Raw genomic sequence first — 25,644 nt, 5'->3', positions numbered from 1 at the left:
GAAACATGGCTGAAGAAGTTAAGCAAACAAAGACGAGCGAATTCGATTCAGCCTCATTCCTGAAAAACCTGACTAGCCGTCCCGGTGTCTATCGCATGATCGATGATACTGGTACGGTTATTTACGTTGGTAAAGCCAAAAATCTTAAAAAACGCGTCTCCAGTTATTTTCGCAAAACCGGACTAACATCCAAGACTCGTGTCATGGTCGCCCAGATAGCGACTATCGAAACCACAGTCACTCACACCGAAAACGAAGCGTTAATTCTTGAAAACAATCTCATCAAGGATTTAATGCCGCGTTACAACATTCTGCTTCGAGATGATAAAAGCTATCCTTATTTATTAATCTCTGGCGATAAATTCCCCCGTTTAAGCTATCACCGTGGAGCCAAACGCAAAGCCGGGCGTTATTTTGGCCCGTATCCCAGTGCTGGATCTGTCAGGGACAGTCTTAACTTGCTACAGAAACTCTTTCCAGTCAGACAGTGTGAAGACAGCTATTATCAAAATCGCTCCCGACCTTGCCTGCAATATCAGATAAAACGTTGTACAGCCCCCTGTGTTGGTCTGATCAGTGAAGACGAATACAAGAAAGATGTCGAACATACGATTATGTTTCTGGAAGGCAAAAATAAACAGGTGATGGACGATCTGAGTGCCGAAATGGATGCAGCTTCACAACGACTCGACTTTGAACAGGCAGCGGTGATTCGGGATAAAGTGATTGCCTTACGCCGAGTGCAAGAGCGTCAATATGTCAGCTCAGATCAGGGCGAGTTTGATGTGCTGGCAGCAATTGTCAAAGATGGCATGGCCGTGGTTGAAGTCTGCTTTATCCGTGGAGGGCGTAATCTGGGGAGTAAAAGCTATTTTCCTAAAGGTTCAGGCGATAGCAGTCCGGAAGAATTATTATCCGCTTTTGTTCCTCAATATTATCTGGGCAAAAATGTGCCCACAGAAATCTTGGTGAGTCACGAACCTGAAGACAGCGATTTATTACAAGACGTCTTACAAACCGAGTCTGGTCATAAAGTCAGTATAAGAAAACCACAGCGTGGTCAGGGGGTCCGTTGGATGCAGATGGCTTCTACTAATGCTGATATCAGCCTAACCCAGCGGTTAAGTAGCCGTTCTAATCTATTGCAACGTTTTGAGATGTTGCAGGACGCATTAAACCTGGATGAATTACCCAAACGTATTGAGTGCTTTGATATCAGTCACACCAGAGGTGAACGGACCGTGGCGTCATGTGTGGTGTTTGGGCTTGAAGGCGCTATCAAGGCGGATTATCGCAAGTTTAATATTGAAGGCATTACTGGCGGCGATGATTACGCGGCGATGAATCAGGCCTTAACACGCCGCTTTACCCGCCTGCAGAAAGGTGAAGGTAAACGACCTGATCTATTATTAATAGATGGTGGTAAAGGCCAAATCAAAGAAGCACAGGAAGTGCTTGAAGAACTCAATTTATCTGACTTACCTATATTAGGTATCGCAAAAGGCCCAGAGCGTCGACCTGGTGAGGAAACATTATTCCTTGTCGGCAGGGCAGGGGAAGTGACGCTGACAGCCGATTCGCCAGCCTTACATTTACTTCAGCAAGTACGGGATGAAGCACACCGGTTTGCTATCACCGGTCACCGACAGCGTCGCGCCAAAGCACGTAAAACTTCCACACTAGAGCATATAGAAGGCTTAGGCCCGAAACGCCGACAAAAACTACTACAACAATTTGGTGGTATTCAGGAAGTACAACGTGCCGGAGTGGAAGATTTAGCTAAGGTGGACGGCATCAGCAAATCACTTGCTCAAAAAATCTACGACGTCTTTCATGGCGATAATTAGACCTGCATAGTGATACCATAAACATGATTTTAATTTTAAGTGACACAAGATGTTGAATTTGCCAAATATTTTAAGCTGCTTACGGATTCTGCTCGTTCCCGTTTTGATTCTGTTCTATTTTTTACCTATGCCATCAGCATCCTGCTGGGCAGCGTTGATATTTGTCATTGCGGCTTTTACCGACTGGCTTGATGGTTATCTAGCCAGAAAGTGGCAACAAACCTCAGCCTTTGGTGCGTTTCTTGATCCTGTTGCCGATAAACTCATCGTGGTGATGGCACTCATTATGGTGCTGTTTAAGAGTCCGGATTGGTACATCCTGATACCTGTTACATTAATCATCGCACGTGAATTAATTGTTTCCGCATTACGTGAATGGATGGCCGAATTAGGCCAGAGAAGCGCTGTTAAAGTATCTCAAATGGGAAAATGGAAAACCACCTTCCAAATGATGGCGATTGCCTGCTTGATTTACTATAAGCCCTTATTTGGATTACCAGTTTTTGAAATCGGTGTAGCTCTCCTGTATGCGGCTGTGTGGTTAACTCTACAGTCAATGTACTACTATCTTTTGGCTGCTTGGCCAATGATGAGAAATAAGGGTTGACATAAAAATTTAAGTGCCTATAATGCACGTCTTCCTCAGCGGGAATAGCTCAGCTGGTAGAGCACAACCTTGCCAAGGTTGGGGTCGCGAGTTCGAATCTCGTTTCCCGCTCCAAGAATATAAAAAGCCGCGGTCAGTCAAGTCACTATCGCGGCTTTTTAGTCTTAGACTGAATGTTTAAATGGCTGGGTGGCAGAGTGGTCATGCAGCGGACTGCAACTCCGTTAACGCCGGTTCGATTCCGACCCCAGCCTCCATTTAAAATTATAATAAAAACAATATATTAAAGCGCTTTTGGCGCTTTTTTTTCGTCTCGTGTTTTTAATGATATTTCCCGTGATTTCCATTCATGCCACCCCAAAAAGGTGGCGAAACCATCCGTCAACGGATAGTATCTCCGTTACATTCAGTTGAGGAACAGAAGATATGGCTTCAATACGGATTCGAAATGGAAAGTATCAGTTCATAGTCAAAAACAAAAAATTACTCCCTAAACCACTTCATTTTACTTTTGATGATAAGGCAGATGGTGAAGCCTATGTGGCAGACTTAGAAGCCTGTCTAGCAAAAGGGATTGTTCCGAAACAATTCCTCGTATCAAAAGAGTCTGTTAAGTTGCATGAGTTAATCGACAATTACGTCAAAGCTGTGCACGTTACATATGACAATAGACTTCTTCTAGACATACATAAAAAAAGATTGGCAAATATAGAGCTTGAGAAGATAACCTATAAATGGACTGAGAGCTGGGTAAAAGATATGAAGCAAACCTATAAGCTCGCACCTAGCACAATCAAAAAGCATGTAGGTTCGCTAGCAAGGTGTCTGGACTGGGGAATAAGGCATGAGTATATTCAGAATAATCCTCTGAGGCTTCTTCAGCGTGGCTATGCTACATATACTGACGACGATATTAAGAAAGCAGGAATAAAACGTATAGATATAGAGCGGGACCGACGCTTAGAACAGGGGGAAGAAGATAAGATTACCTCTGTTATATCTGGTCAATACCAACCAGTAAACAAACGCAAAAAGCTAGTTATCACTCATTCTGAGGCATATCTCACTTTTTTTTACTTAGCCATAGAGTCGGCAATGCGTATGAGGGAAATGTATACATTGGAATTTGGTCAAATAGATTTTGCCAAAAGAACTATTTTTCTGGACAAGACGAAAAATGGTGATAAGCGTCAAGTACCAATCAGTGGTCCACTTCAGACAATACTTAAAGAATATTTTTTTAATAAACCGGAATCGAAGTATGTTTTTCCTTGGTTTGATGGAAAATATACGAAAGAAGCACTTAAAAAAACAACAGCAAATATATCCAAGCAGTGGGATAGAATCTTTAAATATGCTGAATGTGAGAATTTATGTTTTCATGATTTAAGACATGAGGCCACGAGTCGGATTTATGAACGTACGAATCTAACCGATCTCGAGGTAGCTAAAATTACAGGTCATAAAAATTTAAAAACGTTACAACGATACGCCAATCTGCGAGGCTCTAATCTCGCAGAGAGGCTTTGGTGAATAATCGCTGTTGTTACTGATCTAGATATTTTCGATAAGGTGTCAGATCTGGATAAGTCGATTTTTTTAGATTAGGCTGCGCGTAAGCCCTTGGCTTGAGTTCATAAGTCTCTTCCAGATTGTAGCGAACTTTTCTTGCTTCAGATTGAGCTTGAATGGTGTCTTCTAAATATGTATTGACATCATTCAATCTGAAGCACCAAGCTTTTCCGACTTTAGCACCTGGTATTTCACCAGATCCTGCTTTATCTAGTACAGTTTTGACACTACACTTTAATATCTCTGCAACTTCATCAGAGGTCAGTGTTTTTGGAATGAAATCATCACTCATTGATTCATCCTCCGTAACTGTGCTGAGGATTGATTAAAGTGATTTAGATATATGGAATGAACAAGACTTAACCTATGTTCGATGCTTGTTTTAATTTTTTTATGCATCTTAATGATCTTCATGTTTCGTGAGTCTACCTCACAATTTATATTATGAATATATTGTAGAGATAATGCAATAAGTATATTAAAAACAAAGGGTTGTTTGACTTTGTTTAAATGTTATGTGATTGTGTAAGCTCTCTAGAATGAGGAGAGTATTTTTGTTTCAGTCTCACCTGCAATGAGGAATGCTCTGTACATTGGATAAGTACATTTGCAGTATTTGCTTTTATCGGTTTACCGTATCGGTCAGATGAGTCGGTTGTTCGATGCCCCATTATTGCCGCCAATTCCATTCTGTCCATACCTGAAGACTTGAGATTAGAACTGATTTGATGTCTGAAGGAGTACAAAGAAATCTGATATTTACGTTTTGGCCATATTTGTCTGCATACCGTATTCAGCCTACCTTGGATACGTCTCATAGCCTTGTGCCGGGATTCATTTTCTGTGCGTAACTCTGATAACAAACAAGTATGAGCAAGCTTGAGTCTTTCAGTTAACTCTGCTGGAAGTATCACTTCTCTGTTTAGCCCTCGATCATCTGTTTCACGTTTCTTGGCGCCTTCTATTACGATAGTGCCATCGTCAGTGAATTTTAATGACCACATTTCTGTAGGCCTACAACCTAAAAAATTTGCCAGAGTCACTGCTCCAAGAAGCGCTTTGTCTTGAGCTGTTCTAAGCTTTGTGGAAAGCAGTTTCAACTCGTTATTTGAAACTTGTTTTATGCGTGCCTGCTTTGCAATCGTACTTTTTCTTGAAGCTGTTGATACAGGGTTTTTATGTTGGTTTACCTTTAATGCATCATCAAATCGTTTGTGAGCGGTTAAATAGAGCTGAATACCTTTCCGAATTCGTCTCCAGTAATCAGGGCGATATGATTTAGCAAGTCCATCTAAACAGTCAATGACATCGGTTAAGTGGTTAGTTGGGTAATTTCGCATGTGTTCTTCGAAAAAGTAATGCGCAAGACTAAGGTATTCTTGTCGTGTTTTATCCTGCATGTTTTCATGCTCGGTTTATTATTTAGTTTCAGACTATCGAAGTTTCTGGAGCATTAATGTTATGAAATTCACAGAAGTGAATTCTATAGTGTGAATCCAATCCTACTTATAGGACTGAAATATGGAGTTATCACATGTAAATGTGCTCGGTTGATGATTTGTATAGGTTCAAATATGGGCTGTTAAGTGTTATAAATAGCAGTAATAGCTCAAATATGATACCAATATGGCCATGAATCAACTCATCCTATTACGGCTTGGAAACTCTGTGCGTGAATACAGGTTAAAAAGTGATCTATCCCAACTGGCATTATCAAATAGAGCGGGGGTGTCACTCAGCACTATAAAAAGGCTTGAGTCAGGTCAAGGATGTGACATGGTCAACTTCATTAATGTCATGAGAGCATTAGGGCGGTTGAATGATATAGAAATGTTATTGCCTGAAATTAAATTAAGACCAACAGAGGTAATGGCTCTAAGAAAAAAAGAATTGGCTAACAAGAAATATCGAGCAAGCAAGAAGCACCAAAATTAGACGAGACTTAGATGGAAAGTGAAATCCATACTTATTAGCATGACAAAGCGATGGCGACAGTTTAGTTTGAGGAAATACAAATACTGCATTATTGGATATAAATAGGCTATGACTATTCCAAACACTCTTTTTTAATATCAAAACACGGTATTTTGCCTAGTAAAGAAAGAGGCGTTCTAGAGTCATGGATGTGGAATTTATCGCACCGTGAAGAAAAAATGTCATATATATCCTTACATAAATCAAAAAATGATCGAGCGCACAAGGGCGGAAAAATAATTGGTCTACGTGATGCCTCAAAAGAAGAGGTGGCTAAACATCAAACATTACTAGTTTCTCTAGGTAAAGACGAAATGCATGATGTTGATGGAAGAAAGATCGTTATATTTAAGTTAGATCCTAACTGGAATAAGCTCTGGCCTAAGGACGCAAAAACACATCAAATGTCATACAAAGGAATAGGATTTATTGATGTTTAGTTATCATTGATAGCAATCAAATAACTCATCCTGAGGTTAACTAATGGACATAGTGCAAGCTACCAGAACTACGATAAAGGACAATCAATTAAACGATTGGTTGAATGATTACCCTTGGTTGACTGGATACTTAGGTAATCCAAATGCGTCAGTTTGGTTTATTGGTGAAAATCCGAGTTTGACTGGTGTAATCAATGTTAATAAACGTTCACCAGAGACAGAAAAAACTGAAAATCTACAATGGAACTCACATGCTGGGGATAAACTTTTACGTGAGGCAATGACGGATGCCGGTCTCAAGCATGGGCTAGCAGAATTGAATGAGGGATGGAACTGTTACATCACTAACGCAATTAAAGAGCCAGAGATTGTTACAGAAAGAAATCTAAAAAAAAGAAACTCTGATTACTGGAAAGCTCAAGCAGAGCTTTGGCTACCAATACTTCAGCAACAAATTGACAATGGTGATCCTAAAGTACTGGTATTACTGGGTGGGCAGTCAGAGAAAATTATTCATTACATGATTAAGTTAGGGCTGAAGGTACCGGCAACTGAAAAGATTCATCATTATTCATACATCATGATGAGGCCTGAGTCAGGTACAAATAGAGGGCCAAGACATCCTGACAGAATTGCTGAATTTAAAGCTAGCATAAAATCTATCGCAAAAAAATATTCAAGATGAGCTTAATTAGGCTCATTTTTTTGTTGCAAAATTAAATAGCTGATAGTGGGTAATACTTTTCTGTGAGGTATGCCCTGAAGGTGTTTTGCAAAATCAGTAGCATCAGGCATAGACCAAACAATCTGTGATGAATTCTTATCTAAGTAAAAATGATGCTCTGATTTTATTGTTCTGAACCTTTGCTTAAAAGCGTTCAATAATTTGGCATTGTTATCTCTTCCATTACCCCACAAATACCATATCCAAGGATAATTATTACATTCAGATTTGCAGGTTATTGCTTTTTGAGAACGCATATTTTTATGAATTGCTAAAGGCAGATTATGCTCGCAAAGATAAAAAAGGTTCATCACCTGTATGTATTTCCTATCAGGTAAACTTAGGTTTGAATTGTTATACGATTTTTCAATGAGAGACTTGAGTGTTGGTAGAAGTTTATCGTTTCCAATGTCGATGGGAATAATCCCATCAGAATGATAGAGAGGTGATGCCGAACCAGGGTTTTTACCTACAACGGCCCCAATGCACTCGTCATTAGGTAAAACATCAGATATAGGTTTTAAATAGATTCTGGTGTCAAAACGAAACAAGTATCCATCAATATTTTTAAAATTAGCCCAGTATGTATGCTGGCATCTTTTCATGCTTTTCAGTTTCCTTGAGGCTTATTTCTGATCGTTTTATGACAAAGTCATCGTTGCTGATTCAGGTATGTAAATACGATGTTAGCTTTTTGATTATGCCAAAAAAAACAGCCCTATATATGCAAAAGTGGCATAGAAATAAGGTCGCATAGAGCAATAGGTTTCTTTATAAAAAAGACAGCTTTTTGGGTCGTAAAAAGATAAACACTTTTTTACTCCCCACCCATACTTCCAGAGTCAAACCGTGTTATCTGTTTATAAAAATCAACAACGCAGTTTGCAACAAAGATGTTTTCTTCGTTTTCTTGCTTGAAGTATGGAGTAAGGCTGTCTTTAACGATTGAAAAAACCTTCAAGTAAAACTACTTTATGACAACGATAGCGGAGAATGGGGAATACTAATGACAGTTAAACAGGCTCCTAGTCATAGTCTTTTTCGTTACGAATTTTTTTGTATATTTCATCACGATGTACGGAGATATTCTTCGGTGCAGTGATACCAAATTTGACCTGTTCATTGATGTCAACATTAAGAACTGTTATCACAACGTTGTCAGCAATAACTACTTTCTGGCCAATGTTTCTTGTCAGTATTAGCATCAATTCTCCTTGTTATTAATGATGGTTATTTAGATGTTTTCTAATATCTTCTAGCAAGTCTTTTAGTCAAAAATAGTACACCTATGGAACTGGTGTTAATGTACAAAAAAGAAGAATACCAATAGTTGTGTAATCTGTGTCATGACTTTTATAAAATCATAGATTGGTGGGAAGCGAACAACTAAGTTTAGGTATTGAATTCAACATGTAAAAAGATTCTCTATGAGAGGATATATGACAGCACGAGACAAAGATAATACAGACTGGTTGAATGATGCTATGGCGTCTCTTGAAGATGCTCCCTCTTCAGCAAGAAGTGTAGAGGGACAGTTTGAGCTCTTGCATTCACTTTTAAATGTTTGGCAAAAACATCCTCAGATGAGACTGATGCAGCTACTGATTAATGCTCTTAATAATAGCGAGTCATATCCTGAGTTATATTACATCGATGATGCTGAACTAATTGATAAACTCAAAATGTTCGATGATAAACACAGTGGTTCATGAGTTTAATTGAGATGTGTACATGAACAAGACTGACACCATAGAAAATAGACATCTTGGATTTGAAACAAATTTTTGGAGGGCTGTTTGTCGCTTAGTTTCATGTTTTACTGAAGATTTACCTGAACACACTGCTATAAGAGCATACATCATAAATGACAGTGCATTATATCTTTACACTAAGCAGGCTAAACCGTTATCAATCGAAATTTGTTTTTCTGAACGCCTCATTATTCCAGAAGGTATGGTAGAAACTTACCTCGATGAGTTAGAGACGGATATGAAAAAGCAATTAAAAACCATCAGGCTAGATAGGAGTTACCATGATGGTGCTGGTTTATTGCATCCAGATTATAAAAATGACTCTTCATTTATTTGCCATGCTGCTAACACAGATAAGATTGCACTATATGTCATATCCCCTTTGGATTTAGCTGTTTCAAAACTAGCGAGATATTATGATGGGGGTGATTTAGCAATAAAGAAACTGGCTGATATGGGCTTTTTTAATAGAAGTGAGTTTGAAAGCAGGGCAAAAGAAACACTGGATAGTTACATAGGTGATAAAAAGCTCATTTTTTCTGGGATTAGGGATGCTACAGAATACTTTTCAAGCAAAACATCTAAATAAATATGCATGAATACACTGATGAACAAAAAGTCTGTGAGTCAGTTTTGAACTTGCTGCGATCTCAAGAAGATTATGATGGGTATCGTCATTGGGAAGAGACCTTCTTCGATGTTTGTAAGCATCTTATAGAGTCAGTCGATAATTGGAATTATCTAATTCAGTTATCTCGAAGTTATGGTCACGATACACACATAAAAACTCAATATCTTGCCGAGGCACTATCTACTTTTCTTGGATTTAGACCTTTTGACTCAGCTTTGCTGGTAGATAAAATCGATCCAAAGAGCGCGTCACCGTCTATGTCATTCTTCTCTGCTGAATACCATCCAGAGAGACCTGCTAGAGATGACTTAGCAATGAGCTACAACCTCCAGAGAGGTATGGATTTAACGCGGTTTCAGCAATATCTCGAAGATGGATGTAATTAACTCAAGTATTCCAAAAAATATGTATTGATGATATGTCAGGTAACCGACCACATTTATAAAAAACTTACTATATTTGAGGGCTTATTTAGGGTTATTTTTATATCTACTTCATTTATAAAAATCTTACTAATTTTGAGGCTTATTTTAGGATAATTTTTATAATTGCCAGATTTTACAAAGCCATCTTTACCGGTGAAGCTGTCATTATCGAGAGCAAATTCACTGACAAAGAAAAAAGATTGCTTTAAAGTAAAGGTAACGTTAATAAAGGGGGCTTTAACGGCCCGCAGACAGAGGAAGCAGTGCTTTATGAGTAATATTTATAGCGGGATTGCCAATAACGCCATGACCGGCATGCGGATAGGCCAACTCAATGCAGAAAGAAACAATGCCAATGCGGCCATGGCCTCGGCGCAACGAGCCAATCGTAATGCCGCCCAGTGGCGGGAAGAGTATTTTAAGGCGGTGCGGGAAACGATTGAGTGGATTGATAAGTATGGTGAACTTGTTGTTAAATTTAATGGTGAGGTTGATAGGCATTATGAATCATTAAATGATATAAAAGATGCCATAGCAATTGTTCAAAACCTTTCCCTGCAAATTAAAAGCTATAAAAAACTGGTCGAGCACTATACGAATCTTATCGCTAACCCAGAGGAACTGGAAAGAGTGCTGGGGTATAAGGGTAGCCGAAATCAACAAGAAGTGAATGAGTATTTTGTCTCCATCAATCCCAATTTTGCGGTGGCGAAAGTCAAATTTGAAGCCATTGATGGGCTTAAGCGCGCCATAAAGCGCTGGGAAGATGATGCCGCCGATACTAAGAAAAAGGATGGATACAGCAAATTACAATCAATGGAGGCCTTAAGAACAGAATTTAATCTTCTTAATGATGAATTAAAACTACATATTGATGCCGGCCAACAAAACAAAATAAAGCTAGAGGTATCGGATAAGCTTAACAACGAAAAATACGTTGTTTAAAATATCAAAATAATTGTAAAAAAGCCCCGAAAGACGGGGCTTTTTTATTACAATTCCAGTTATCTATTTGACTTCTTTGGTTGTACTGATGTGTCATCTTTTTCTACTGGGTTACTGCCTGCCTTTTCTTCCTTTTCAGCATCCGTATTCTGCTTATCATCGTCTTTACCAGGGTTTTTAGTTTTGTCACCATCTGGCGTAGGCGTTGTACCTTTATTACCCATGGCGCCAGCACCTTGGCTGGTCGCTTGTGAACCGGTGCCCACCGCAATACCGAAGGCTTGTTTATTGGCTTGTTCAACACCCATATCACCTAATGGGGCATCACCACCACCAATCCAACGTAAGACGCGATCTGGAATGATATGAATCAAGCTGTAAATCGTGTTCATTGTCGTAATGAACAGAATGACGTAGATAATCCATTTGGCGAGTTACGTTCATGTCATAAAAATAAAAGTACAGGTTTTATTTTTCAACCAATCTGATTCGGCGTGCTTAATATACTTGCTTTTATATAAAATATTCTCTATATTTTCTCTTCTCGTTTTATTCTCATGTCGTTAAATCTAATCAGACCTCTTTAACTGATTAAAAGGAAAAATCTGATGCACACACCACAACAGGTTATTAGGTTATTTAGCAATCTATGAGCTCAAACGCATCATCCCATCATTGGACCAAAATGATTGCGCTGGTTGATATGAATTGCTTCTTTGCTCAGATAGAACAGCAAGACTATCCATACTGGCGAAATAAACCTGTGGGAGTCACCAATGGCAAACTTGGTAGCACAATTATCACGGCCTCGTACGAGGCTAGAAGTTATGGTGTGAAAACTGGTATGCGCCTCAAAGAAGCGAGAGAGCTTTGTCCTAATATTATCCAAGCTCCAAGCAGACCATATCGTTATGCGGCTGTATCCACCGAGATTATGGACGCTTTATTCAGTATTACACCGACTGTAGAGATTTACTCGGTCGACGAGGCGTTTTTGGATTTAACTGGCTGTCAGACACTCTATGACTCGCCAGAACATATTGGTTTCCTAATAAAAGACACCATAAGCCAGGTGTCAGGGCTAACCTGTAGTGTCGGCATTAGCGGTGATAAAACGACAGCCAAATTTGCTGCAAAACTCAATAAGCCGGATGGCATGACCATTATTGCCCCTTGGGAAGCTGAAGCGCGCCTAAGTAAAGAAGACGTGACAGAGCTAAGTGGCATCAATAAAGGTATTGCCAGATTCTTAGGTAAGTACGGCATCACAAAATGTGGGGATATGAAAAAAGTCCCGATGAGCCTCATTGCTAAACGTTTCGGTAATCCCGGAAGACGGATATGGCTCATGGCTCAGGGGCGTGATCCCGAACCTGTTATCACCACAGTAAAAGAACCCAAATCAGTTGGTCATGGCAAAGTCATGCCGCCTGGTACCCGTGATATGAATACGATACTGACCTTCTTTCAGCATATGTCTGAAAAGGTGGGTGCTCGTTTGCGTAAGCATCACTTCCTGAGTGATACCTTCTTCATTGGTTTAAAGACACCTTTTGGCTGGCTAGGGACAAAACAAAAAATCGATAACGCTACAGATGATGGGGCATTGATATATGACCTATGTAAGCAATTTATTAAGAGTCGTTATAGCGGTGAAGAATGTGGTCAGGTTCAAGTCACGGCTTTGAATCCAACCCATCATAAACAGCAAGATATGTTCGTCGATGAGTCAAAAAAACAAAAGCGTGAGGCGCTCAATACGGCTATTGATAAAATTAATGAGCGTTACGGTGAGTTTACAGTTGCCCCGACACGCGTCATTGGGCGAAGTGAAATGCCCAATGTGATTGCCCCAGCATGGAAGCCTACAGGACATAGGAAAACCATCTAATGTGTGGTGGCGTTTATTTCCAGCATGGTGAGGATGTGCTGCGAATTTTTTATCCTAATCCCAAAGCTGTTTTACCTGTATTAACGTCAGAAGGCGGTATCAAATTGATTGCATGGGGGCGGCGACAAAAACAACCTGGTAACTTACCGATGACAGGCTGGGCGAGACTCGATTCTATCTATGCCGGTAGGTGGGATAAATACTTTCCGACACCGGTGAAAATGCCTGTTTTGAGTTTTATGGAAAAAGATCTCGAAGGTATTAGTCACTGGTATGACCTGCAAAAAGGACAATACATTCAGGGGTTACTGGCAAAAGAAGGAAATGAGCGACGGGTGTATGTGGTGACGATTGAACCAGAGCTTGAAGATGCACAAATACACAGCCGCTGGCCCAGAGTCGTACAAAAAGGAGAAAAATCACGACACTTCATTACTTAGCTGACGCCATCCATTTCTCTCATTCACACTCAAAATACAAGAAACATAACTGCTTATTCTAGGTATTGTGATTACTAATACTTAATCTAGAGACTAATTCCATCAAGCGAAAAGTTTATTAGAGAATGAGATCTATAATGAGCATGTTGTCGTAAATTCTACGACCTTAGTTTGAGTCTAAGAACACAAGCCGTAATGTATTGTTAATAATGGGCTTCACTGAGCTACCGAACCAAATTGTTTGAACCCGATAGTAGTCTGCGTAGTCGATAAGTGACTGAATTAATTTACATTAACCAAAGGTCGTAAAATTAACGAGTATAAGTTCATTTTTTTAATTGTCTCGTATAATTAACGAGTTTAAGTTCTTTCTTTAATGGCCTCGTATAATTAACGACCTTTTGGAATAACTAAGATCGTTTCACCTAAGTGAAATAGGGCATTTCCCAGAACCTGATCCAAGAGCATTACTCGAATAGCTTTGACATTGATATATTATCTTAATGCTGGAGAGTCGTTAAATCAGTAAGTATCAATATCATAGATAATTTCTTCTGCAAGGAGCTAGGTTGTGTTGTGCAAAATTATTAGTGGAGGACAAACTGGTGCAGACAGAGCTGCACTTGATGCTTCAATCTTGCACTCTTTCCCATATTCAGGATCCTGTCCAATAGGGCGTATTGCGGAAGATGGAAAAATAGACTCAATTTATAACTTAGTAGAAATAGGTGGTGGCTACAGAGCTAGAACTAAAAAGAATGTTGAGGATGCAGATGGCACTGCCGTTTTTTATAGTGGTTATATTAGTGGGGGAACTGAGCTGACGGTAGCATTTTGTATTAAGCATAAAAAGCCATATAAACTCATTGATATAGACTTGATAGGACAAAAACTAGCAACGGAAAGTCTTCAAAAATTCATTATTGACTATGATATTGAGATACTCAATGTTGCCGGTCCTCGACATAGCCAGTGCCCAGAGATTTATAACTATGTGAAATCAGTAATTACTCTTTTATTAGAAAAATAGCCTAAATCATCTCGAAGTCATCGTTTTAGTCTTATTGGCTTCAAACTGTCAGATAATCCTCAAAAAATTCCTGGTTTTTGCTCCTGGTGAGTTGTTAATCAATAATCACCTGAAAGGTTATTTTTGCTCTCAGAAATATAACTCACAGTGAAAATTATTGAATATAGTTGAGCAACTTTTTCAAAACAAAGCTTAGTTCATCATCCGTGTCATCTGGTAACTCATGGGTATATGGATCTGTATATTGTTTAATTGGAATCAAGCGATGCTTTTGGGATTGCTTAATATACGGTGGATAATCATCAATGATAATCACTTTATCAATATCATCATCTACAAAGCGTAAATCTTTGTGCTCTCCTACCCAGTCTGTATAACGAATATCAGGAAACCAATCCGGTACTTTATTATCGTCTCGCAATTTATGGGCAATCTGTCTGAAAAGTTGTTCCTCAACGCGTGTAAAGATGCAGAGATTATTTCGCCCAAATATTGACTCACACTCTAAAAGAAACCTCATGAGGCCAGGTCTAGGCAATTGAGTATAAGCATTCGTTATTAGAACACCTTCCAAATCTAGCGCGAGCGTTAAATCTTCCATTCAATTAGTCCTCGGAGAAGAATTCTCTAGGATAGCTTGCACGAAGATATGATTATTATTAGTCAATACATATGACTCACCGAAGTTGATTGTTTCTTTTAAAGACTCTGGTGAAAAACTCTGCAGCGTTTTACTGAATAACTTCCAGTCGTGTTCTATCTCAATATCAAATGGGTAGTTGATGTGGCTCTGTATAGAGTCATCTTTATGTGAAAGGTGCTCCTCAAGAAGAACACTCTGAGCTTTAAGAAAGGATGCTTTTAAATCCGTAGTACATTGTATGTCATCATTTTTTATTTGTCTCATCCCTTACCTCCTTCTATTAATGTAACATATACATAATACAATTTAACCAATTGATATCTATAGTAAAATATATATTTTTATTCTTGCGTTGTCTGTGTTTTTAGTAGAAACTACTTCATTCGTTTGAAAGGAAAAGAGTCTTTTCAAATGGATAAAGGGTAGAAAGTTTTTGGTTTATTAGGGAGAAAAAACATGGCTCAATGGGTACCACCAACCAATGTTGTTATGTCAGGTTGGAACATTGTTGTTATTAAGCACAACGGAAAGACAATTGAAAAAATTCTTGGCTATAGTCTGGATGACAGAGATTATAGAATCAGTAGTCAAATTGAATATTATGATTCTGAGAGTAAAACAGGGAGAACGCTTTCAGGTTCAATATATCGGTTTTTAGGTGGGCCAGGGCAATTGCACCCATGTGCTCAGAGAGTCTTTAATATGCTTGAACAGCATGATGACGTTGAGATCACGCTTAAATATGACATATGGGGTGAAAGCTAAAGATGAAGTTACAGCTGTTCAGTGATTTGCATCTTGAAACTGTCTCTTCTGCAAACTATAGCTTACGAGTGATGGATAGTGATGCCATTATTCTTGCAGGAGATATTCACATAGGTTTATTTGGTATTGACTGGGCCGCAGAGATTGCAGAAAAGCATCAAAAACCAGTTATCTATATCGCTGGGAATCATGAATATTACAGACGAGAGTATTACAAACTGACTCAAGAACTCAGAGAGTTTGCTGACAGTGTTGATAACCTATATTTTCTTGAAAAAAATTCCATAGAACTATTGGGAGTTAGGTTATTAGGTACTACACTTTGGACAAATTATAGAGCTGAATATGGTGATTCTGAAAAAAAGAAATACCAACAGTATGCTGCACAAATAACGGATCATCGACTTATAAAATTTAGAGATAAATTATTTACTCCTGAAGATGCATTTCAACTTCACTTGGAGTCGATAAGGTGGTTATCAGACGAGCTAGATAAACCTTTTGATGGGAAGACGATAGTTATCACTCATCATGCGCCGTCACTCAAATGTGTTCATCCATACTATGGAATGGATAACATTTCGCCTGCATTCATATCTGATTTGGAGGACTATGTTTTAAAAGTCGATTTATGGTGCTATGGGCACACTCATGCCAATTTAGATATGAGGATAGGAAACTGTCGTCTTGTAAGTAATCAGAGAGGTTACAGGGAAGAACGATTGCCAGTGAAGTTTGATTCTAGTCTTGTCATAGAGGTTTAGTAATATGATTACTGATAGATCGCAATTATCGAGATTGATGACATGTTTAGGATAAAGAGGCTCCTAAAACCCGGAAATATACTGATGAGTAATTGGGCCATCATTGAGCTTGATGACTATAATGGTACTACGAATAGACACTTTATTGGTTATAGTGTGTTAGCCAAACACTACAGGCTCAGCACACCGATACTTTACTACGATGAAAAAACAAATACAGGTAAAACGCTATCTGGATCTCACTATACATTTCTCGACAAACCCAAAGACGTCATGCCAGGAATTCTTAGTCTCAAGAAAAAATAAGTCTGGGAAATTTTTTTGGGTTATACGAACAAGATAATATTAAAAAAATAAAGATGGATAAAAATGAGTGACGAGAATAAATCAGATTTTGGTTCTTGGGAGCCACCAGAAGACGTCAGTGATGAATTTAAAGCATACGTTGAAGAATGTAAACGTAAATTAGGGTTTCCGAATCACGATCCCCATCCGATAGAAAAAAAAGAGTTCGTCATCTCTCTCATGCACTATATTGCGCTTGAAAGAATTGAAAAGGATCCAACTTTATTTGATGAGGTGAAGTATGTTTTTGGAAGGTTATCGGAGAGAGATACCTATCACCCATATTTCACCGAAGCATGGACTGAAATACTAAATGACGAAGAGTTATTTAAAAAATGCTATCTGCGTTCAGATTACATGGATGAAATCAGGAGAAATTCTCCTGTTCACAAAGTCCCGCGAATGTTCACTGATAGCGAGAGATATTTTCTTATTTGTTTGAGGCGGTCTAAGTGGACTTGAGTTCAAGCAAAGAAACAGATTATTGAATTCATACTTGCTGTTTCGTTAATGAAATATACAAGGCTGAAGAAATATCATTTATCTTAAGGAATTTATTACCTTTATGTGATGTAGGCTATATAGTTCAACGAGTACATTAGATTACTTCTCGATTATTTCCTAAAAAATCCATATGTATATTTGGAACAAGGTCATGTAGTATCACGATATTGAATCTTTGACACATTTAAAAGTTGTAATTCTTTTTAGCTCGTCATAAATCAATACATATCAAACGTGGTGCCAAAATATAATAGCTCAGTTGAGAATTTGAAGGCTATTTATAGCGACGAAGGAATGTTCTTTTAGTAGAAATAACATGGATTACAATCAACAAGCATTAACATTAGAGAATGCACTAAGAGTCCTTTCAAAGTCTTCTGCTGAAGCAGTTGCGGTGGAGAAAGGTAACTCGAGTCAGAGTCAATACAAAAGTTACTTGTATATCCAAACTAAAGTTGAACTTGACTTTGAACAAAAGTTGAGAGAGCTAGGTCCTGGAAAAATACTCTTCTTGTGTGGAAGTAGTGGTGATGGAAAATCAGAGATAATGACTCGTTTTAGCAATAAAGATGAGTTTCAACATATAGATTTTCATCTTGATGCGACACACAGTTTTAAGCCTAATCAGACTGCAATTCAAGCTTTAGATCAACTGTTCAAAGCAACAATAAACTCAAAGCGTCCTCTTGTTGTTGGCATTAACATCGGTATGTTGGGCAACTATGCAAAAAGTGGTGATGATGAACTGAGTTATTTAAAGGATGCAATCATCCACTTCATTGAGGGAGACAGGAGTCTCATCGCTAAAGAATTTCAGTTCATTGACTTTGAAGATTATCCTAAGTTTATGTTCATGGAAGACGGATTTTCATCATCCTTTGTCGAGCCATTCCTTAAAAAGCTAACATCAGATACAGATGGCAATCCTTTCTTTCAGCTGTATAAACAAGAGCTAGCCAAGCATGGACAGACTAAATTAACAACTAATTATATGTTGCTGTCTCTGCCGGAAGTTCAAGTAGTTCTGGTTGAGCTATTAATTAAAGCAAGACTCTCTAAGGACCAATTTGTTACCGCAAGAACGTTGTTAGATTTTATATATTGCATTCTGAGTGGTGATAATTACTTATTTGACAACTTATTCCTTGGAGGCGACAACGAAATACAAGAAAGATTAGTTGACTTTGATCCGGCTAACATCAGAAATAGAAATATTGACCAATTTATTCTGAAGTTTGACTTAGAGATAGTAGAGCCAGAGTTTCATGCATTCAAGGACAACATTGAAGAGCTAGGTCTATATTCTCTTTCTAAGGCCGAGTCATACATAAGGCTGACATACTTGCTTGGCGATTCGGATCTTTCAAGCGGCTTTAAGAGGGTGCTCAACTCCGATTTTAAAGATTCCACACTCGACTTCTATTCAGCGACATGGCGGTTGCATGCTAACTTTGACGGCACTGCACAGCATAAGCAGTTGCTTAATAAGTTTTACAAAGACACATTAATTTCCTCACTACATAGATATTGCAATAGGAATGCTCAGTCTCTAGATAAAGATCACTTCCATCTAACAAGTTTGCGCGGTTATAACGTTGCAACCACTGTAGACATCAGGGCCGATTTTGAGAGTATAAAATCAGACCGCCATGACAACATAAGTCATTTTCAAGCCCATTTAAAGGTCAATGAAACCAGCCATGTGTGTGTTGAGATAACAATGAATTTATTTGAGCTGATGTTGAAGATTAATGAGGGGTACAGGCCCAACAAACATGATAAGAGTGCAATAATCTTGCTTGATGAGATTCTCGAGAATATTCTCGAGATTGCTAACCAAAGTGATACTTTGCTGATATTTCATAAAGAAGCACGTTACAAAATAGTCAATGAGGAAAATGACTACTACGAGATTAGCGGTATCTAAACATGGAGAGTTGTGACCTGATGATCAACGCAATGCTTCCTCAGTCAAAAGACCAGGTTGTAAACAAGAATACTCTGCATCACTACCTACCCGTCAGAAATCGGGGAAATGAGTTTCGGTGGGAGAGTGTAATTGGCTTAGTGATGAAAATGGCTCTCCGCATGTCTGCAGAAAAGTATGACTATGAGACTTTTGTCATTGATTCAAAAGCTTATCTAGCTGGCAAGCTTGGTGAAGAAAAGTTCTGGTCAGTCTTGGAAAACATGTATTTCAAGCACAGAGATATTTTGAATGTTAGCCCGGAATTTCATTTGTTCAATGCTCAGAAAGGGCAGTACACCAAGTCTGAAGAGCGGGTGGCAGCATTATTTGCCCAATTGCTCCAAGACCATAACTTGCCTGAGTTTGAGACAAGGCTGAATTTCCTTGAGAAGGACATCCTGTCGCTCTTCAAATCCAAAATCAATGATGACCATGGGACTTTAACAAAAGAGTATCCATATATTCCATTTATTGCTGATAACTTTCAAAGAGATTTTACGTTTTTAGCTAGGCGCCCCCATTACCTTCTAGCTGAAATAAAGCACTTTCTGACGTTTTACGCATTCCTATATTGTGCACAGTTGGCCTTGTGTATTGATGATTGGAGCACCGGACTTCCTCCTGCACCAAAACCGCTTTTTTTCATCATGGATACTGAGAAGGCAAGTGCAGAACGAACCCATATCAAGCGAGATGGCTTTAAGTCATTTCAAAATTCAACAGTTAAATTGTTTCCAATTTTATCAATGCTGGAGAACCTGCAGCCTGACGAAGACTTCGTATGGCCTCTTTGGAAGCTATACTCGGAGCTGGACAAGTCGCCCAATTACGAGGAAGTTGTTAACAGACTAAAAGTGTATTCACAGGCTTTTAAAGAGCAGCGCGAGCTCAACTCGGTGTTAACTAATTCCAATGAGCTTTCAGATGTTATACAAGATCTGATGACTTTGGCGTTGGAACAGTTTGAGTCACTTAAGACTACTCGCGGGGAGATCAATGATAAGTACATGCGAGAAGTTCAGGGGCAGTTTGGTAAGCATTTTATACAAACTCGAGGACGAGCCGGAAGGGTCTTAGTTCTGAGTCAAGACTATTTAATTCTGCTTACCAATTTAGTCGTTGGTGAAAATGAACGAATGCAACTCCATGATTTGACAGATGGCTTTAAGTCGAGGGGTGTCTTTTTTGATAAGCAAAGTGAGCAAGCCCTCATTAATTTTTACGAGAGAATCGGCAATATTGAAAGGATGAGTGATAGCGGGGATGCGGTGTATGTCAGAAAAACAGTTTGAAGATTTTCTTGTTGAACAACTGTTGGCTGACCTATCAGGCTTAGAGTTTAGACCAGGAAATAAATACAAATTCAAATCCCCAGATTTTGACAACAGCTTAGAGCTTTATGGTGCACTTTTGAAGTGCTCAACTGATGAGGTGGTGATCGATGAGGACGTCCATCTTCCAGTCATTGAGTTTGGCAAGGGTAAGTTAATAAGTGTTCTTCATTCCGAGCCATCATCAACAGAGCCATCTTCATTTGAGCCATTAGTAGCTAAGGGGTTCACTGAGAATTATATTTCGAGATTGAGGGATGGCGTTTCTGGCCAAATTTCGGCTATTGATGGATTTGCTTTATTGATAATTCACAATAGTCAACTTGACACGCTCATGAACTCGGCAGAAGATTTGGCAGCTGACACAAAGTGTTGGAGTCCAGAGAGCATTCAAACTTCACTTACAGCATTAATTAATGAAGCACATTTTGCTGAAGATGTTTCTAAGTGTCTTCTCGAATATCAATTCAGTGTCATCAAAGATGATGGTTCGACCATTTTTGGATTTGAACCTCTATTCAATGCCCTGTTAGTAGATGGCGACTTAAAATTCAATGAGCTTGACCTGCTTGATGATCCCATAGTCGTTTCAATGGAAAAAAATCCTAAACAGATTGCGAAGCGTCTGGATGAGAACAGGGAGCTTTATCAGCACTTATTTTTTGAAACTGAGCATTTTTACGAACAGAGACATGACCGGTTAAAGATTTTCAGTGACAAATTTATTGATAAGCACTTTTCTTCTCCAGTTAGTTGGAAAAGTGTTGACTATGAGACGTTTAGAAAAGAAATTGAAAAAAATAGAGTTCAACAGCTCCAGCTTCTGAGCGAAGAAGTCACAGGAGGTTATATAATTGCTAGACCTAAATCGGATACAAAAGCGGGGCTGAGAGAGCGACACATAATCATTTTGCTGAGTGAACAGATCAATAAGTTTGATCTCAAGCTTTCGTTTCAAAATGGGAATATTGAAAAGTCGCAGTTTACGGTCAAGCACAGCGATTTAAATAGTGCGCCTGAAGTCAACGTAAGGAATGGCTTGAAGTCTTATGCAACCATTTCAGCTTTATATGACGAGATCCCAGCCTACTTCACGATTACCCTAAATAGGGATAACTCATCTGAGACCTTTATATTTAGATGTCTTGTTATGAGGCAAGGTGATTTCTATATTGACGCGTTCAAAAGTGCTTTTCAGATTAACCCACAAAAAAAGCTCATTACTCTTCAGACGGAAGATAATCAACTACAAATCAGGGCAGATAGTGCTCACAATTTTGAGTTGACTGACACAGGACAAACTATTGATGTATCTGAGTTTGGTCTTATTGACTATGAGAGTTTAGCTAATGAATCAGATGATCTAGATTTTGTTATCAAATCCGGCAATAACAGCCTCACTTTCAGCATCGAAGGTGCAGTTGCGACCTCCTCTCTAGCATTACCGCTGCTTCTGAATAGGGATAGAATCATCAAACTGTTTGATGATAGATATTTCGGCGAGTATTTGGCATCGAAAGACAAAGTCAGTATCGACAATAGTGAATATTCAGTTCTCGGTGTCAGGCTTCAACTCCTGCGAGAAGAAAATTATTTTCTTAAAAATCGAATTATAAGCAGGAGTGGCACTGAAGAAGTAACGCTATCAGCGCTGAATTCTGTCAATACAAAACTTGCTAGCGCATACGAGGCTTTATACGATTATTTAGAAAACAATAAGACACTAATTTCGCTTGTCTCATGGGGTAGTGAGTTTCTGAGAGTAATCGAAGACATCTTATCTTGCTATGAGAATGCACTAGAGCAAATTCCTCTTGATAGCACGCTTAACCTCGCCCAGAAAGATTTATTAAAGATTGGTCTAACAACCATTCAGCGAGAAGATATATCTGAAGAATATCTCTCTCCGTACCATCCACTCGTACTCTCCTATTTCTATAATCTTGCAAATGAAATGAGGAAAGATTCGAAAAACAGTTTTTCCTATCTTCCTCAAGTGACTCTAAACCGCATGACTCCAAGGGGTCTGCTTCCATTCGTTTATAACCCAAACAATGATTATTCTTACTCAAGTCAGGTAAAAGAGAATGCATTTTGGTTGAAATTAGTGCCTCAGCAAGACACCAGTTATGATTTTGTTCGAAAGCTGGTCAAAGAGAAAATAAATGAATTTATTTTGGCATATGAGCAGTTATTTAAGAGCGAGACACACAGCAAACTACTCTTAAGCGGGGTAAACCTTAGTAATTGTGATGAGTTCTTTTTAGGGGTTCTTGACTATTTTGTTGATAGACTCGAAAGCGCTTACCCCGTTCATGTTTATTTATATGACAACGCAATTGAATATTCAGCTTTTGATCGTTTTTCTGAAACTGCAAGTTATGACGAACTTAAAACATGGCTTGGACTTCATAAGGGCAGGGCAAAAGAGCATGCTGATCTAGTCATAGACCTGCTCAGAACCAGGCTCACATTTAGTAAGTTCATCCACTCTCAAGTTGAGGGGGCACAACCATATTCACACGTCAGTTTTTTTAGAAATGTTGAAAAAGTAGATTTAGCTTATGTAACCATTGATAAATTCCTCAGCGGTGTTAGTTGTGATGGGCTAATTAGTGGTGAAGCTTCATTTGGAGACTCGAAAACAGGGAGTTATTACACTGGCTTTGGCTTACATAAAATTGATTACGAGAAATATCCGCATTTGAGGCTGGCTAATAAAATAGGCTCATTGCAAGTTCCTGCTCTCAAAGCGAATACTCCATACACTGGCTCTAATGCTCTCTCATTGGCCATAAGTGAAACTTTCACTGTCTTACTAGATCGCTCATACGACAATTCAATTTGGACAACGATTATTGATCCAAAAGTTACGCTTCAGTTTTTCCATGAGCAACAGGATGTCGTTCTAATCCACTACTCAGACCAATACACAAATTCATCTAATTACGATGCGATCACTGTCACTAAACAGGTTGACCTCTACCAAAAACTGATGAATAAAGATGGTGGTGGACATATCAGTGAATTTAACGCTTTCAATGGTGACTGGCTATTGAAGATGCTGACAAGCAACGACACTATCCGTAAAGAACGAAAAGGTGTGATTGGAGCTTATAAATTCATATTTGGTTTACTTAAGGACTCAGACATTACCTGGGTGCCCTTGTCTGTTGGTGAAATGTTGAGAGTGTCGGGCAACATCGGCTTAAAAATGACCGACAGTGATTTTTCCAGAAATGTTCAGGGCTATAAGTCCGGCGCAATATCAGATGATGTTTTGTTTGTAGGGTTTAAGGACGAGCAACTTTACCTGCTTCCTCTCGAGGTAAAAACTGGGGCAACACCGGACTATTTAAAGGCCATAGAACAAACTAAAGAGCTTCTCCGATATTTATCTAACGAGATACTGGGCCCAGGAACTCTGGCTTCCAAGTTGTACAGAGGGCTTTTTGTCAGACAAGTCCTGATGCAAATAGACAAATACGAGCTCTACGATGTGTTCGAACCTGACTACTTCGAACCAGTTAAAGATCGCAGGGAATGGTGGCTTCAGGGTAATTATGAAATTGGGTTGTTACATAACTATCCACAAGGCTTTGTATTAGCTCATCTTGATTCAGCTGACATCAGTGGTGCTTCATACAATATGAATGATGGAGTACTCATTACTAAGTTACCAATGTCATTGTTGAATATGTTGGTATCCACCCCACTACAAAAACTTATCAATGACGACCTGACCACAACATTTCATGTGCCTGAGCAGTATTTGTTAGGGCAATCAAGTACTAAAGTCAATGTTGAGTTTACCGAATCATCAGAGGGCGAAGTTGAGGTGCCAGAAGGAGATGGTGTTGAGTCCGTCTCGATTGAGACCACAGAACTTCAAGAAATGCCCGTGGCTCAATCAGTGGCAAATCTCAAAGTTATGTTCGGTCAAAATGACATAACTCATGAGCCTTTGGTATGGGAACCCACCAATACCTCGAAATTCATGAATACCAATACTGGCATTATTGGGACCATGGGTACAGGTAAAACGCAATTTACAAAATCGGTTGTGACTCAACTTCATCGAAATGGACACGAGAATGTTGATAGCAAACCTATTGGGTTGCTTATCTTTGATTACAAATCTGACTATGTGGATGATGAGTTTTTATCTGCAACTAAAGGGAAAAAATACAATCTTCATCGACTTCCATACAATCCATTGAGTCTATTTGGAAACACCCCAATGCTGCCTGTTCATACGGCTCGGGGCTTCTCAGAGACGATGGGGAAAGCGTTTGGTCTTGGGCAAAGACAGCAATTAAAACTGCGAAAATTGATAGCGGATGCATATGAGCTGGCTGGTATCGTCAAGTCAGACCCATCCACGTGGTCAAAACCATCTCCAACAATAGCCGATGTTTGGGCACTTTTTGAAGAGAGTGAACCGGCTGAAGACTCACTCTATGCAGCGCTTGAGAGTCTGCACGAATTGGAGGTGTTTGAGAGTGATCAAGCAAAGTGTAAAAGTCTTTATGAGCTGATTGATGGGATTACAGTCATAGAGCTAGCAGCCTATCCTGGTGAGATACAAAGCCTTGTTGTAGCGCTCACACTCGATCTTTTTTATTCCCAAATGCAAAAGCAGGGTAAACCACAAGTAAAAGGTGATTTCAGACAAATCACAAAAATGATACTGGTCGATGAAGCCGATAATTTCATGTCACAGAATTTCCCTAGCCTTAGAAAGATTTTGAAAGAGGGAAGGGAGTATGGAGTGGGGGTACTGCTTTCCACTCAGGATATTACGCATTTTCAAACCGGTGACAATGATTATTCTAGTTACATTCTGACCTGGGTTATCCATCGTGTAGCAAAGCTCAAGAACCAAGATATTAAGGCAATTTTTAATGCCAGTGACAAAACAGAACAAGAAAATTTAATGTCCACAATCGGGACACTAGATAAGCATCACAGTCTCTATATTGATGGAGAAAAGAAAATTCACAGAATGAAAGATAAAGCCTTTTGGCAGCTTTTGGAAACCTAAAG

General features: G+C 39.0%; 26 protein-coding genes and 2 tRNA genes. 22 read left to right on the top strand and 6 right to left on the bottom strand.

All coding sequences use genetic code 11. The annotated features are described in order from the left end of the window. Positions 1-5 precede the first annotated feature (5 nt). The 5 genes from uvrC (at position 6) to BM232_RS11525 (ending at position 3,987) form a co-directional block, all read left to right on the top strand. Complete coding sequence (gene uvrC, locus BM232_RS11545; protein WP_091714856.1) at positions 6-1,847, top strand: excinuclease ABC subunit UvrC; 1,842 nt, start codon at positions 6-8, stop codon at positions 1,845-1,847. A 49-nt stretch (positions 1,848-1,896) separates the two neighbouring features. After that, positions 1,897-2,454: a CDP-diacylglycerol--glycerol-3-phosphate 3-phosphatidyltransferase gene (gene pgsA, locus BM232_RS11540; protein WP_091714853.1), complete on the top strand. Its 558-nt coding sequence runs from the start codon at positions 1,897-1,899 to the stop codon at positions 2,452-2,454. Between the two features lie 38 nt (positions 2,455-2,492). Then, positions 2,493-2,568, top strand: a tRNA-Gly gene (locus tag BM232_RS11535). 69 nt (positions 2,569-2,637) lie between these two features. Continuing rightward, a tRNA-Cys gene (locus BM232_RS11530) sits at positions 2,638-2,711 on the top strand. Between the two features lie 169 nt (positions 2,712-2,880). Beyond that, a complete protein-coding gene (locus BM232_RS11525; RefSeq protein ID WP_091714851.1) occupies positions 2,881-3,987 on the top strand; it encodes a site-specific integrase in 1,107 nt (368 codons plus the stop codon). Between the two features lie 13 nt (positions 3,988-4,000). Here BM232_RS11525 and BM232_RS11520 read toward each other — a convergent pair whose 3' ends face one another. After that, on the bottom strand, positions 4,001-4,318 hold the full coding sequence (locus BM232_RS11520; protein WP_091714849.1) for a helix-turn-helix domain-containing protein: 318 nt from the start codon (positions 4,316-4,318) through the stop codon (positions 4,001-4,003). 214 nt (positions 4,319-4,532) lie between these two features. Continuing rightward, a complete protein-coding gene (locus BM232_RS11515; protein WP_091714847.1) occupies positions 4,533-5,426 on the bottom strand; it encodes a site-specific integrase in 894 nt (297 codons plus the stop codon). A 226-nt stretch (positions 5,427-5,652) separates the two neighbouring features. Here BM232_RS11515 and BM232_RS11510 point away from each other — a divergent pair, with 226 nt between their 5' ends. The 3 genes from BM232_RS11510 (at position 5,653) to BM232_RS11500 (ending at position 7,125) form a co-directional block, all read left to right on the top strand. Next, positions 5,653-5,961: a helix-turn-helix domain-containing protein gene (locus BM232_RS11510; protein ID WP_091714845.1), complete on the top strand. Its 309-nt coding sequence runs from the start codon at positions 5,653-5,655 to the stop codon at positions 5,959-5,961. 188 nt (positions 5,962-6,149) lie between these two features. Next, positions 6,150-6,440 carry a hypothetical protein gene (locus BM232_RS11505; RefSeq protein WP_091714842.1) on the top strand — a complete coding sequence of 97 codons (291 nt, stop codon included), beginning with the start codon at positions 6,150-6,152 and terminating at the stop codon, positions 6,438-6,440. 43 nt (positions 6,441-6,483) lie between these two features. Beyond that, positions 6,484-7,125 (top strand): uracil-DNA glycosylase family protein, encoded by a 642-nt coding sequence (locus tag BM232_RS11500; RefSeq protein WP_091714840.1) that lies wholly within the window; start codon positions 6,484-6,486, stop codon positions 7,123-7,125. 2 nt (positions 7,126-7,127) lie between these two features. Here the strand turns inward: BM232_RS11500 and BM232_RS11495 are convergent, their stop codons facing one another. After that, the gene (locus BM232_RS11495; RefSeq protein ID WP_091714837.1) at positions 7,128-7,769 is read right to left on the bottom strand and encodes a hypothetical protein; all 642 of its coding nucleotides are present in this window, start codon (positions 7,767-7,769) and stop codon (positions 7,128-7,130) included. Positions 7,770-8,189: 420 nt separating this feature from the next. Then, a complete protein-coding gene (gene csrA / locus BM232_RS11490; RefSeq protein ID WP_007146346.1) occupies positions 8,190-8,369 on the bottom strand; it encodes a carbon storage regulator CsrA in 180 nt (59 codons plus the stop codon). Between the two features lie 234 nt (positions 8,370-8,603). Between csrA and BM232_RS11485 the strand changes: the two genes are divergently transcribed. The 4 genes from BM232_RS11485 (at position 8,604) to BM232_RS11470 (ending at position 10,916) form a co-directional block, all read left to right on the top strand. Beyond that, on the top strand, positions 8,604-8,876 hold the full coding sequence (locus BM232_RS11485) for a DUF1040 family protein (protein ID WP_091714835.1): 273 nt from the start codon (positions 8,604-8,606) through the stop codon (positions 8,874-8,876). 19 nt (positions 8,877-8,895) lie between these two features. Further along, positions 8,896-9,504 (top strand): hypothetical protein, encoded by a 609-nt coding sequence (locus BM232_RS11480; RefSeq protein ID WP_091714832.1) that lies wholly within the window; start codon positions 8,896-8,898, stop codon positions 9,502-9,504. Positions 9,505-9,506: 2 nt separating this feature from the next. Then, entirely contained in the window at positions 9,507-9,932 is a 426-nt protein-coding gene (locus tag BM232_RS11475) for a hypothetical protein (protein ID WP_091714830.1), read from the top strand. Positions 9,933-10,241: 309 nt separating this feature from the next. Next, positions 10,242-10,916, top strand: coding sequence for a hypothetical protein (locus BM232_RS11470; RefSeq protein ID WP_091714828.1), 675 nt, complete (start codon positions 10,242-10,244; stop codon positions 10,914-10,916). Between the two features lie 59 nt (positions 10,917-10,975). Here the strand turns inward: BM232_RS11470 and BM232_RS11465 are convergent, their stop codons facing one another. Continuing rightward, complete coding sequence (locus BM232_RS11465) at positions 10,976-11,308, bottom strand: hypothetical protein (protein WP_091714826.1); 333 nt, start codon at positions 11,306-11,308, stop codon at positions 10,976-10,978. 257 nt (positions 11,309-11,565) lie between these two features. On the opposite strand from BM232_RS11465, the gene BM232_RS11460 reads away from it, so the two are divergent. From BM232_RS11460 to BM232_RS11450, 3 genes are all read left to right on the top strand, one after another. Next, entirely contained in the window at positions 11,566-12,807 is a 1,242-nt protein-coding gene (locus tag BM232_RS11460; RefSeq protein ID WP_091714823.1) for a DNA polymerase Y family protein, read from the top strand. Further along, the gene (locus BM232_RS11455; protein WP_091714821.1) at positions 12,807-13,247 is read left to right on the top strand and encodes a hypothetical protein; all 441 of its coding nucleotides are present in this window, start codon (positions 12,807-12,809) and stop codon (positions 13,245-13,247) included. The genes BM232_RS11460 and BM232_RS11455 overlap by 1 nt, the downstream gene beginning before the upstream one ends. Before the next feature lie 571 nt (positions 13,248-13,818). Continuing rightward, a complete protein-coding gene (locus BM232_RS11450) occupies positions 13,819-14,277 on the top strand; it encodes a putative molybdenum carrier protein (protein ID WP_091714819.1) in 459 nt (152 codons plus the stop codon). Positions 14,278-14,431: 154 nt separating this feature from the next. Here BM232_RS11450 and BM232_RS11445 read toward each other — a convergent pair whose 3' ends face one another. Further along, positions 14,432-14,878, bottom strand: a complete 447-nt coding sequence (locus BM232_RS11445; protein ID WP_091714817.1) for an NIF family HAD-type phosphatase — start codon at positions 14,876-14,878, stop codon at positions 14,432-14,434. Positions 14,879-15,376: 498 nt separating this feature from the next. On the opposite strand from BM232_RS11445, the gene BM232_RS11435 reads away from it, so the two are divergent. From BM232_RS11435 to dptH, 7 genes are all read left to right on the top strand, one after another. Continuing rightward, entirely contained in the window at positions 15,377-15,685 is a 309-nt protein-coding gene (locus BM232_RS11435) for a hypothetical protein (RefSeq protein ID WP_091714813.1), read from the top strand. A 2-nt stretch (positions 15,686-15,687) separates the two neighbouring features. Continuing rightward, positions 15,688-16,449 (top strand): metallophosphoesterase, encoded by a 762-nt coding sequence (locus tag BM232_RS11430; protein WP_091714811.1) that lies wholly within the window; start codon positions 15,688-15,690, stop codon positions 16,447-16,449. Positions 16,450-16,533: 84 nt separating this feature from the next. Beyond that, a complete protein-coding gene (locus tag BM232_RS11425) occupies positions 16,534-16,755 on the top strand; it encodes a hypothetical protein (protein WP_091714809.1) in 222 nt (73 codons plus the stop codon). Between the two features lie 63 nt (positions 16,756-16,818). Then, positions 16,819-17,256 (top strand): hypothetical protein, encoded by a 438-nt coding sequence (locus BM232_RS11420; RefSeq protein ID WP_091714807.1) that lies wholly within the window; start codon positions 16,819-16,821, stop codon positions 17,254-17,256. 358 nt (positions 17,257-17,614) lie between these two features. Beyond that, positions 17,615-19,225 (top strand): DNA phosphorothioation-dependent restriction protein DptF, encoded by a 1,611-nt coding sequence (gene dptF / locus BM232_RS11415; protein WP_091714805.1) that lies wholly within the window; start codon positions 17,615-17,617, stop codon positions 19,223-19,225. 161 nt (positions 19,226-19,386) lie between these two features. Then, positions 19,387-20,559: a DNA phosphorothioation-dependent restriction protein DptG gene (dptG, locus tag BM232_RS11410; RefSeq protein ID WP_218153340.1), complete on the top strand. Its 1,173-nt coding sequence runs from the start codon at positions 19,387-19,389 to the stop codon at positions 20,557-20,559. Beyond that, positions 20,540-25,642 carry a DNA phosphorothioation-dependent restriction protein DptH gene (gene dptH, locus BM232_RS11405; RefSeq protein WP_091714800.1) on the top strand — a complete coding sequence of 1,701 codons (5,103 nt, stop codon included), beginning with the start codon at positions 20,540-20,542 and terminating at the stop codon, positions 25,640-25,642. The genes dptG and dptH overlap by 20 nt, the downstream gene beginning before the upstream one ends. Positions 25,643-25,644: the final 2 nt, after the last annotated feature.

It is taken from the genome of Methylophaga sulfidovorans (genome assembly GCF_900114205.1).
Classification (GTDB): Bacteria; Pseudomonadota; Gammaproteobacteria; order Nitrosococcales; family Methylophagaceae; genus Methylophaga; species Methylophaga sulfidovorans.
Note: the sequence above shows the minus strand (reverse complement) of the source record. Positions and strands in the feature narration are given on the sequence as shown.